This window comes from Arthrobacter sp. FW306-1B-G06A, from assembly GCF_058781765.1.
In genome coordinates, this window is record NZ_JBYSXB010000071.1 from 1 (window position 1) to 10099 (window position 10099).

At 66.1% G+C, this 10099-nt stretch carries 10 protein-coding genes; 4 read left to right on the forward strand and 6 right to left on the reverse strand.

From position 1 onward, the window contains the following. Nucleotides 1-145: 145 nt before the first annotated feature. Genes AC3WJM_RS22575 through AC3WJM_RS22585 form a run of 3 tightly spaced genes read right to left on the reverse strand, consistent with a single transcriptional unit; the run spans nucleotide 146 to nucleotide 2603 of the window. The gene (locus tag AC3WJM_RS22575; RefSeq protein WP_307054531.1) at nucleotides 146-1411 is read right to left on the reverse strand and encodes a TadA family conjugal transfer-associated ATPase; all 1266 of its coding nucleotides are present in this window, start codon (nucleotides 1409-1411) and stop codon (nucleotides 146-148) included. Then, the gene (gene ssd / locus AC3WJM_RS22580) at nucleotides 1408-2427 is read right to left on the reverse strand and encodes a septum site-determining protein Ssd (RefSeq protein WP_306959344.1); all 1020 of its coding nucleotides are present in this window, start codon (nucleotides 2425-2427) and stop codon (nucleotides 1408-1410) included. Before ssd ends, AC3WJM_RS22575 begins: the two co-directional genes overlap by 4 nt. Beyond that, nucleotides 2424-2603 carry a hypothetical protein gene (locus tag AC3WJM_RS22585; protein WP_492273011.1) on the reverse strand — a complete coding sequence of 60 codons (180 nt, stop codon included), beginning with the start codon at nucleotides 2601-2603 and terminating at the stop codon, nucleotides 2424-2426. The genes ssd and AC3WJM_RS22585 overlap by 4 nt, the downstream gene beginning before the upstream one ends. Before the next feature lie 250 nt (nucleotides 2604-2853). Here AC3WJM_RS22585 and AC3WJM_RS22590 point away from each other — a divergent pair, with 250 nt between their 5' ends. The 3 genes from AC3WJM_RS22590 to AC3WJM_RS22600 all read left to right on the forward strand — a co-directional run bounded on the left by AC3WJM_RS22590 (nucleotide 2854) and on the right by AC3WJM_RS22600 (nucleotide 5877). Further along, nucleotides 2854-4548 (forward strand): bifunctional 3'-5' exonuclease/DNA polymerase, encoded by a 1695-nt coding sequence (locus AC3WJM_RS22590; protein WP_492273012.1) that lies wholly within the window; start codon nucleotides 2854-2856, stop codon nucleotides 4546-4548. Nucleotides 4549-4592: 44 nt separating this feature from the next. Continuing rightward, complete coding sequence (locus AC3WJM_RS22595; RefSeq protein WP_492273013.1) at nucleotides 4593-5456, forward strand: CHAD domain-containing protein; 864 nt, start codon at nucleotides 4593-4595, stop codon at nucleotides 5454-5456. Between the two features lie 220 nt (nucleotides 5457-5676). Further along, the gene (locus AC3WJM_RS22600; protein ID WP_492273014.1) at nucleotides 5677-5877 is read left to right on the forward strand and encodes a YegP family protein; all 201 of its coding nucleotides are present in this window, start codon (nucleotides 5677-5679) and stop codon (nucleotides 5875-5877) included. Between the two features lie 53 nt (nucleotides 5878-5930). Here AC3WJM_RS22600 and AC3WJM_RS22605 read toward each other — a convergent pair whose 3' ends face one another. Genes AC3WJM_RS22605 through AC3WJM_RS22615 form a run of 3 tightly spaced genes read right to left on the reverse strand, consistent with a single transcriptional unit; the run spans nucleotide 5931 to nucleotide 8637 of the window. Further along, complete coding sequence (locus tag AC3WJM_RS22605) at nucleotides 5931-6611, reverse strand: NUDIX hydrolase (protein ID WP_059389496.1); 681 nt, start codon at nucleotides 6609-6611, stop codon at nucleotides 5931-5933. Beyond that, nucleotides 6608-7399 (reverse strand): endonuclease III, encoded by a 792-nt coding sequence (gene nth / locus AC3WJM_RS22610; RefSeq protein WP_306959252.1) that lies wholly within the window; start codon nucleotides 7397-7399, stop codon nucleotides 6608-6610. Before nth ends, AC3WJM_RS22605 begins: the two co-directional genes overlap by 4 nt. 11 nt (nucleotides 7400-7410) lie before the next feature. Continuing rightward, complete coding sequence (locus AC3WJM_RS22615) at nucleotides 7411-8637, reverse strand: hypothetical protein (RefSeq protein WP_492273015.1); 1227 nt, start codon at nucleotides 8635-8637, stop codon at nucleotides 7411-7413. 422 nt (nucleotides 8638-9059) lie between these two features. On the opposite strand from AC3WJM_RS22615, the gene AC3WJM_RS22620 reads away from it, so the two are divergent. Further along, on the forward strand, nucleotides 9060-10099 hold a 1040-nt coding region (locus AC3WJM_RS22620), incomplete at its 3' end, for an AMP-binding protein (RefSeq protein ID WP_492273016.1).

Sequence of the window (10099 nt, forward strand, 5' to 3'; positions counted from 1 at the left end):
CCTGCCACAGCCCCAGCGCCAGCGCCAGCCCCAGCCCCATGCAAGGGAGCACGAGGCAGGGCACGCACTACCCGTTTGCCAAGTCGCCGGGACGGTTGGAAGAAAACCCATGCAGCGGCCGCCAGGACGAGAATGAGGAATCCGCTCACGCGACAGCTCCAAGGTGATCCGGGCGCGAGATCGGTCGTTGCGAGCCGGGCAGGGGCCCGGGCAGGAGCCCAGGGTCCAGTTCAAGGCGATCTGCGAGGTCCCCCCAAGCGGGACCAGGGACAGCAACACCCGCCCGCATTTCCACGGCAGGCACGATCGATGGGGCGGACGCGCCCACCGCCAACAATCCAATGCAGGAAATTCTTCTGCCGGCCGGTGTCCGCTCGACGTGGACCACTGCGTCCAATGCCGTTGAAAGCTGCAGTTGAACGGCTTCCCGGCTCAAGCCTGCAAGCGCGCCCAACGCCACGAGCCTGGCCGGGACGGCGGAGGCGGTGTTTGCGTGGATTGTGCCGCTGCCTCCCGTGTGGCCGGTATTGAGTGCCGTCAACAGCTCACGGACTTCCGCGCCCCGGCACTCACCCACGACCAACCGGTCCGGCCGCATCCGCAGTGCTTGCCGAACGAGTTCGCCAAGATCGAGAGCGCCACCGCCTTCAAGGTTCCCGTGCCTGGACTCAAGGGAAACCACGTGCGGGTGCACCGGGTTCAGCTCCGAGGCGTCCTCAATCAGGACGAGCCGATCATGCGGGCTGCTCAAGCCGAGCATCGTGGACAGCAATGTGGTCTTTCCGGAACCGGTGGCACCGCTGATCAGGAAGCTCAGCCTGCGATCAACCATGGCCTGCAACACCTGCTGGACCGGTGCCCCGAACATGCCTCCCGCACGCAACTCGTCGATCGAGAAAACCTCCTCGCGCCGAATCCGAACGGACAACAAAGTTCCGGCGGTGGAAATCGGAGGCAACACTGCGTGCACCCGGTATCCGCCGTCCAGGCGGACATCGACGCACGGCGAGCTGTCGTCCAAACGGCGTCCACCGGCCGCCACGAGCCGGGAGGCCAAGGCACGGATTTGAGGTTCGCCGTCGAAGTGCACCTGCGCCCGCTCCAGCCCCTTGCCGCGGTCGAACCACACCGAGTCCGGGCCATTCACGAAGATGTCCGTCACTGAGGCATCGCGGGCGAGCTGTTGGAGAGGTCCAAGTCCGCTCAGTTCGGCGCTGATGGATTCGACGGCGGCGAGCGCCCCCGCGGTCCCGAGTAGCCTGCCCGTGGCATGGACGGCCGCTGCCACGCGTGACGGAGTCACTGGACCGGCGTCGGCCATGACGGTTTCCCGGACGCTTTCAAGGAGTGCGGCGTCGAGGAGACGCGTGTTGCGACGGCGCTCGCCGTTTGGAAACCCAGGGGCACTCATACTGCGCCGTCGTCGAGTAGTTGAAGTACGGATTCCGCAAAGCGACGCACGGCCTTGCGCTTGCCGAATTCCAGAAGGCGTCCGAGCTCAGCGGCCGCGGCGGTGCCGCGGAGCTCGGGGAGCAAGCCATGAAGGGGCAGTCCCAGTGACTCGGCTATGAGCGGTCCGTCCAGGGCAGCACCGGCATTTCCACGGACCACCAAGGCTGTGTCCACCGGCGGCAGCTCCTGGAGAAGCCTGGCCGCGGCGACGGCTGCGCGGAGTTGGGCCGGTGCCAGGAGAAGAATCCTGTCGCAGTCCCAGGCAAAGCTGCCAAGCGATTCCGTTCCGCGGCCGATGTCGACAATGATCAGCTCATATCCCCGCCTCGCCGCATCAAGGACGGCCGCGACGGCCCCGGGCTCCACGTCCAGAGGGCGGTCGCGGCTGCCCGGCCAGGAAAGGAAGGAGAATCCTCCGGCGATGGGCAATGAGTCGCTTAGCTGCCCGGTACCGATGCTGCCGCTGGCATCGGCGAGATCGGGCCAGCGCAGTCCTGGCGCATCTTCAGCTGCCAGGCAAAGCTCAAGGCCTCCTCCGCGCGAATCGCCATCAACCAGCAGCGTCCGGATTCCGTGGACGGCCGCTTCCTGCGCCAGCCAGACCGCAGCCGTGGACGCACCCGCACCGCCGCATCCTCCTGTCACGCCGAGCACCAACCCTCCGGGGTCTGGATCATCCGAGCTACCGAGGTGCTCCGCCAGCCAGGCTGCGGCTTCCGGCAACACGGCCACACGTTCGGCCCCCAGGGCCGCTCCCAAATGCCACAACGAGTCCCCTTCACCGTTGAGGCCCAGCAAGACGGAAGGTGCACGACGACGGGGCGGAAGGTCGCGGATATCGCTGCCAAGAAGCACCATCCTCGCCGTATCCCACATGGGGAAGGCTGCCGATAGATCCATCGTTGTCCGGAGACTGGCGCCGACAGCGGCCGCGATCCTTTCGGTTTCTGCTTGTAGCCGGACGTTCCCCGTCACCAGAAGGACATCGCCGGAACTGGCGGGAAGCCACGGCTCCCCGGAGTCCCGATCTGGCTTCGTCCCGGACCGTGGACCGGATCTTCCGGGAAGGGGGTGGCCACGTTGAAGTACAGTCGAACCGCGCGCGCCGTCAGCGGCAGCCCGGCTTCCGCCGGGTCTGTGGTTCCGCTCAAGATGTTGCCCGCTCATGAAGCCACTCTTTCCGTTTCACCGCGGGCATTGAAGGCCCGTATCGGCGTATGTGGACAAAGCAGCCACAACGACCCCTGTGGGGGACGGGTCCGCGTTCGGACTGCATCGCCCCGGACGCTGCACCCCGGACAGCATCGCCCCGGACGCCGCACTACCCAGGCCACAAGCTTGCGGACGGCAACTGTCCGCAAGGTGCAAGATTCCACGGAATCACAGGGCAGAATTGTCAGCATGTACCTGCTGCTCGCCGCCCATCCAGACGGCGCAGCCATTCAGGAAATCAACGCTGCCGGAGTAGCCGTGGCGGAGCCGCGCGCGGTCCGAAAGGCGGATCTCGCCGTCGTCGTCAGCGGGTTGGAGAAGAGCCGTCCGCGCTGGGTCTGGAACCGGACGCAGGATTGGTACCCGGCGATGCTCCAGGCCGGGGTGGAACTGGAGCGTTGCCACGACCTCACACTCTGCCGCGCCATTCTGGTGCATTCTGAGTTCACGGCCCACACGGACTATGCCCGCAGCGCGGAGAAGCTCACGCAAGACGACGAAATGCCGGTTCCGCCGCGGGTCCTCCAGCCTCCCCCGCCGCCCGCCGAGCAGGACGCCCTGTTCGAGGACCTGGTCCCGCGCAGCATCCAGCCAAGCCTGGACGAGATCCGGGCCGAATTCGCGGCCCAGCAACATGCGCTCGGCCAGGCTTCCAAGGAAGAAGGCCGGCAGCACCGATTGAAACTGCTGCTGGCTGCGGAATCCGCCGGTGCCATGATCGCCGCCGAAATGCAGTTCACAGGTGTGCCGTGGCAGGAGGCGCTGCACGAAGAAATCCTGGAAGGCCACTTGGGTCCCCGCCCACCCGCCGGCCATCGGCCGGCCAGGCTCGAAGCTCTCTGCAACGAGCTTCGCGGGATTCTCCACTCTCCGAAGCTGAATCCGGATTCACCCCAGGACCTCATGCGTGCACTCCATCGGAACGGGATCGAAGTAAAAACCACCCGCCAGTGGGAACTCAAGGAATCGAAGCATCCTGCCATCGAGCCACTGCTGGAGTACAAGAAGCTCTCCCGTTTGTTCGCTGCCAACGGCTGGTCGTGGCTGGACGCGTGGGTGAGCGACGGGCGGTTCCGCCCCGAGTACGTGGTGGGGGGCGTGGTTTCCGGTCGTTGGGCGTCCAGGGGAGGCGGGGCGTTGCAGATCCCCCGCCAGATCCGGGGCGCGGTGCATGCCGACCCGGGGCACAAATTGATCGTCGCGGACGCCTCCCAGCTCGAACCCCGGGTTCTGGTGGCGCTCGCGCAGGACTCGAAGATGGCCGAGGCTGCCCGGGACAAGGACTTGTACGCCGGTATCGCCGCGCAGGGTTTCGGCGGCGACCGTTCGAAGGCCAAGATCGCCCTGCTGGGCGCAATTTACGGTGCCACCACGGGCGAATCCGGGCGCCTCATGCCACAGTTGACCCGGACCTATCCCCGGGCAGTCGGCTTCGTGGAACAGGCAGCCCGCGAGGGCGAAGGCGGCCGCACCGTGACCTCAAGGTTGGGGCGCAGCAGCCCGCCGCCGTCGGAACGCTGGATCCGCAGCCAACAATCCACGACGGCGGAAGAGCAGCGTCGTGCGGACAGCATCGCCCGCTCGCGGGGCCGTTTCACGCGGAACTTCGTGGTGCAGGGTTCCGCGGCGGACTGGGCGTCGTGCTGGCTTGCCGAACTTCGACGGCGGTTGCGCACCGCGCGTGCCGACGGCCTGCCTGCCGGGGAACTCGTGTTCTTCCTGCACGACGAAGTCATGGTCCACGCGCCTGCAGAGTCGGTGGAAGCGTGCATCAAGGCCATCGAAGAGGCCGCAGCCGCAGCGAAGGAACTGCTGTTCGGGCGGGTTCCGGTGGAATTTCCGGTGAGCGTCGCCGTCGTCGATTCCTACGACAAAGCGAAGTAATCGGCGCTATTGCCCCGCGCCCGACAGCAGAGGACGATTGCCCCGTGGGACACAAAGGCCACGCACCGCTGGCTGCATACATCGCCTTCCAACTGACCGCTCTGGAAGGACAATTGCCGCTGGTTGCAGCGGCCGATCCGGAAGCCGTACACAACGCCAGGCTCGCCCTTCGCCGGCTCCGTTCAGTGCTTAGCTGTTATCGCGGCATGATTCCCAAACTCCCCCGGACCGCCCGCGAGGAAGTCAGTTGGCTCGCAACTTCGCTCGGCGAGTCCAGGGACGCTTATGTCCTGGCGCAAAGGATACGGCTGTCCCTGGACACCAAGGACTCGTGGAAAAACCCCGGGACCGTGCGCCAGGCCGTGGAGGAACTGGAAGCGTCCAGCGCCCGGCTGGCCGCTGCCCTGGGTGGGCACAAGCGCAGCAAACGCACGGTGCGGGCCGCAAGGGCAGCCCTGTTGGAAGTGCCCACCGCAAGGGAATACAAGCACCCGACGGCGGACCTCGCGGAGCGCCTCCAAGGCCGGTGGGAGCGGCTGCAGCACAGCCTCGCGGAGCAGGCAGGCAGCAACGACCCGGAGGTCCGTAACGCCGCACTCCACCAGGCGCGCAAAGACGTCAAGTGCCTCCGTTACTCAGTGGAGGCAGTTGCGGACGCCTTCAGCCATCACGCTTCGGGCGTGATCCAACCGGCGATCGCCCTGCAGCGGTTGTTGGGTGAGCAACATGACGCTGTCGTGGCCGGCGAATGGATCAGGGAACTGGCGAAAAACCCCGGCGTCGACGCGGAAGATGCCCAGAGGCTGGAATCGATGGAGGCCCGGCGGCGACTCAGCGCGGAGGAAGAGTTCCGGATGGCAATCGCCGAATATCCGGTGCCGGCGCCACGGCGCGCACTGATCTTTTGAAGCCCGGAACCATAACCGCCGGCGGCCCCGAAAGCGAGTCATATGGCGGAAATGAACCCGGCATGACCCGGGCAAGTAATGTACCCCAAAGTAACTTCAGCACGCCCCTTCCTTCTCGATAGTCTCGTCTTGTGGCGTTCGACGTGAGGGGCGCCACAGTGCAAAGACGCACTCACTGCGCAAGTCACTGTGCGGGCAGTATCCAAGGGGGAACAGCAAAATGGCTGGACGATTCGAAATTCTCAAAGACGGCGAAGACGGCTACCGGTTTCGGTTGACGGCCGCCGATGGAACCTTGGTGGCGGAATCGCCACAGTTCAAACACCTGAAAGCCGTAGTGGACGGCATCAACGCCGTGCGCGAAAATGCCGCCACGGGCATCGTCGTGGATCGCTCAAAAACCGTCCGGCGCGCGGCATAGCCGGAGCCAGTGGCGGGCGAGCGGTCTGCCTGCGCAAGGCACATTGCTAGAGGCTAGATCTCGATCTCAAGCACGCGCTCCGTGTCCCACGGAACCGTCCAGCCCAAAGCGTCGAACAAACCGCTGAGCACCATCCCGGTGAAACCCCAGACCACGAGCCCGTTGACTTGGAAGACCGGGCTCGAGAAAGTCCGGCCGAGCCGCGTGAGCGTCCCGGTGTATCGATTGTCGGGATCCAGGAGATCACGCACCGGTACGCGGAACACCTGGGCGGATTCGGCGTAGTCCACCACCCTCACGGGCGACGGCGACGCCCACCACGCCAAGACCGGCGTGACCACAAAATTGCTGCGGATCAGGCCGAGTTCCGGCATGACACCCAGCACCTGGACGCCACCGCTGTCCAGGCCTGTCTCCTCCACCGCTTCCCGGAGGGCTGCCGCGACGGCGGACTCATCCCCGGGATCGATGCTGCCGCCGGGGAACGCCACCTGCCCGGGATGGTCGTCCAGGGTGTGGGCGCGCTCCAGCAGCAAGACGTCCAAGTCCGCGGGGGCCACTGGTTTCCCGGATTGGGCGGGGACGTCGTCCAAGACGCCGAAGAGCATGAGCACGGCCGCTTTCCGTGCCTTGTCCGGATCGACGGTTGCAGCGGCAATCCGTGGATCAGGGCCGGGATGGAGGCCCGAATCGATCCTGGTGATGAGGCTGACGAGATCCTCGAGCGCCGTCATGCCGGCCTCCTTTGCGATTCCATGCGAATCTCCGCCGCGCGGTGGGTCTCGGCAAGCAATTTTTCGAGAAGCGCTTCGTTGCCGGGCGCCAGTTCGTATTTGAGCAACTTGGCTGCTTTGACGGGATCCTTTTCGCCTTCACCGTAACTCGGGCACCAGTTGGCCACTGCACACGCTCCGCACGCCGGCCTGCGCGCGTGGCAAACCCTGCGGCCGTGGAAAACAACGCGGTGGGACAGCATGGTCCAGTCCTTGGGCTCGAACAGCTCGGCGACATCGAACTCGATCTTCACCGGGTCCTCGGACGTCGTCCAGCCAAACCTGCGCGCGAGCCTGCCAAAATGCGTGTCTACGGTGATTCCCGGGACGCCGAACGCGTTGCCAAGCACCACATTCGCCGTTTTGCGCCCGACGCCGGGCAGTGTCACCAGGTCTTCCAGCCGGCCGGGAACCTCGCCGTCGAACTCGTCCACCAAACGCGTGCTGAGCGCCAGGACGTTCTTCGCCTTGGCACGGAAGAAGCCGGTGGGCTGCAGGATCGCCTCCAGCTCGGCAAGCTCGGCCTCGGCCATGCTCCGGGCATCCGGATAGCGCGCGAACAGGATCTTGGTGACCTGGTTGACCAGCACATCGGTGGTCTGGGCGGACAGCACCGTGGCCACGACCAACTCGAACGGGTTCCGGAAATCAAGCTCAGCGTGGGCGTAGGGATAGAGCTCAGCAAGCGCCTTGTTGATCTTGCGCGCACGCCGCTTCAAAGCCAGCGGGGTTTCGACGACGGTGTCCACGGCGGGCCAGGCTAGCCGCGTTCGATGTGGCTGAGATCGCGCAGGACGCCCACACTGCCGTCAGTATCCTGCACGAGGAATTCCGCGCCGCGGTCTTCGAGGGCCAGGACCCACGCGCCCGGTTCGATGGTGAAGGCGGGCATGCCGGTGTGCTCGTCGACAACGACGCGGGGATGGGCCACGGCGAACCAGAATGCCTCGTACCCGGAGGCGTGGCCGGATTCGTCCGTTCGCGTGGCTGGATCGACGGTGGCGCCGATGGGCTCGTGAACCCGGGGCTGATCGACCGTGCCGATGTGCTGGGTGGCCGGTCCCGAGCCTGCGTGCGGACCGCCGACGATGGGCGTAGCCATGGTGGCAGTAGGCAGGTGCTTGGGCTCCTCGGGCGTCGGCGCGTGCACCTCCCGCCCGCGGTCGGCAACTGCAGCCTCGGCGGGTACGACGGCGGCCGGCCCGGCAGGCGCGACGGCTGCGGCTTCGGTGGCTGCGGGTTCAGGGACAGGTTCGTTGGTGGCCGCAGCGGCCGTTTCCGGGGCAGCGACAGGCGCGGCTGCGGCAGGTGCTGCGGGTGCCGGCGCGGCAGCGGCGGGGATCTCCTCTGCTGCCAAGCTGGCCGGTGCCGGGCTGGCAGGCTCCGGCTTGGGCTTGACCGGCTTCGGCACCGCAGGCTTGCGGGTTGGAACGGTCGATTCCCGGGCCACAACGTGAGCTGGCTGTTCTGCACGGTCCTGGAAATCGTCGCGGAGGAACGGCAAGTGGGGAGCCAGGACCGTCGCGGCCAGAAGACTTACTGAGCCGATAAGTCCGACGAGCACGAAGACGGTAAACGCGCCTGCTGCGGACAGGAAGAACAGGGTCAGGGCGAACGACGCCACGACGGAAGCGAACTGGTCGGTCGAAAGGGAACCGATCCTCACGATGTTCCCCGGCTGCAGGCGCCGGGCAACGAACAAGGCGGTAACGACGAGGGGAAGAATGATCCCGAGTGCCAGGAAGAAAAGGTTGTCGAGGTTCCACAAGTTATAGCGCCCGCCAAACATCGGCAGGAGGGACCCCACAAACATCACCAAGGTGGAGCCGAAAACGGTCAGGTCCCGGATAGTGAACGGACCCAGCACGGCCTGGTACTTCGGGGAGGTCACGCTGCCGGGCTCTGGCGCCCCGGATCCAGCTGCTGCTTCGGGGGCCGACCCGGGCGCGAGTGCACCGTATTTCGGACCTTGGCTCGTCTGGTTCATGTGCAAATCTCCTTAGTACGGCGGTGTTCCGGACGCCGCCGCCCAAGGCTGCACCCAGTAATTTCCGGGCCGGACCGGGCGGCAAGTTCTCGCGTCTCGAGACCTCTTCAGCCTATGCCACGCATCTGACAGTCCACTAGTTGGCATCGGCGCGGAGGCAGGCACGCCGCGCCGTAATATTCCCCGCCTTGGGAGCCAAGCGAAAGCCTTCAGCACCGTTCGGCGCGAATCACCGGCCGCTCACGGTCCGGATTGTGACCGCAGACACTTGTTGTCGGCTCAAAACGCTAAGGTGGGTTCCGGAAAAGCTCTTTGCGGAATCCCGTGAGGCGCCGCAGCCCAACGCCGTGCACGATTGGCGCGTGGGGCGGCCCCGACACGGGACAACCGCGCGGCAGAGATCGATGAATGATGAGGTTCACATGTCCCAGGACGCCAATGGATCGACGACCACCGCTGCACCCGGATCCGACGGGGCAGGCAACGGCGACGCCCTCGAAAACCTTCTCCACGAAAACCGGAAGTTCGCGCCCACCCCTGAGTTCGCGGCCAACGCGGTAGTCGGCGCCGAAGTCTATGCGGAAGCCAATGCGGACCGTCCCGCGTTCTGGGCGAAGCAAGCCCGGGAACTGCTGGACTGGGACACGGACTTCACCGAAGCCCTGGACTGGTCCAACCCGCCGTTCGCGAAGTGGTTCGTCGGCGGGCAAGTCAATGCCGCGTACAACGCCCTGGACCGGCACGTGGAGAACGGGCTCGGGGACCGGGTGGCCATCCATTTCGAGGGCGAACCGGGCGACACCCGCTCCTACACCTACGCGCAGCTGACCGACGAGGTGAAGAAGGCCGCCAACGCTTTCGAGTCGCTCGGTGTGGCCAAGGGTGACCGGGTGGCCGTGTACCTGCCCATGATTCCCGAGGCCGTGATCACGATGCTGGCCTGTGCCCGGATCGGGGCCGTGCACTCGGTGGTGTTCGGCGGGTTCTCCGCCGATGCCCTGCGCTCCCGGATCGATGACGCCGAGGCCAAGCTCGTGGTCACCGCCGACGGCACCTACCGGCGCGGGAAGCCCAGCCCGCTCAAGCCGGCCGTGGACCAGGCCCTGTCCAAAGAGGGACATTCGGTCCGGAACGTCGTGGTGGTCAAGCGCAACGGCCAGCCGGTGGACTGGCACGAGGGCCGGGACCAGTGGTGGGAGGACACGGTCGGCGTCGCCTCCGGTGAGCACACCGCCGTCGGGCATGACGCCGAACACCCGCTGTTCATCCTGTACACCTCCGGGACCACGGGCAAGCCCAAGGGCATCCTGCACACCACCGGCGGGTACCTCACCCAGACCGCGTACACGCACAAGGCGGTCTTCGACCTGCACCCGGACACGGACGTGTTCTGGTGCACCGCCGACGTCGGATGGGTCACCGGCCACTCGTACGTCGCCTACGCCCCGCTGGTCAACGGCGC

Bases quoted from the DNA above. Each gene is read 5' to 3' on its own strand.
- AC3WJM_RS22590 (WP_492273012.1), top strand. From the start codon at position 2,854: ATGTACCTGCTGCTCGCCGCCCATCCAGACGGCGCAGCCATTCAGGAA.
- AC3WJM_RS22575 (WP_307054531.1), bottom strand. From the start codon at position 1,411: ATGAGTGCCCCTGGGTTTCCAAACGGCGAGCGCCGTCGCAACACGCGT.
- AC3WJM_RS22605 (WP_059389496.1), bottom strand. From the start codon at position 6,611: ATGACGGCGCTCGAGGATCTCGTCAGCCTCATCACCAGGATCGATTCG.
- AC3WJM_RS22600 (WP_492273014.1), top strand. From the start codon at position 5,677: ATGGCTGGACGATTCGAAATTCTCAAAGACGGCGAAGACGGCTACCGG.
- AC3WJM_RS22615 (WP_492273015.1), bottom strand. From the start codon at position 8,637: ATGAACCAGACGAGCCAAGGTCCGAAATACGGTGCACTCGCGCCCGGG.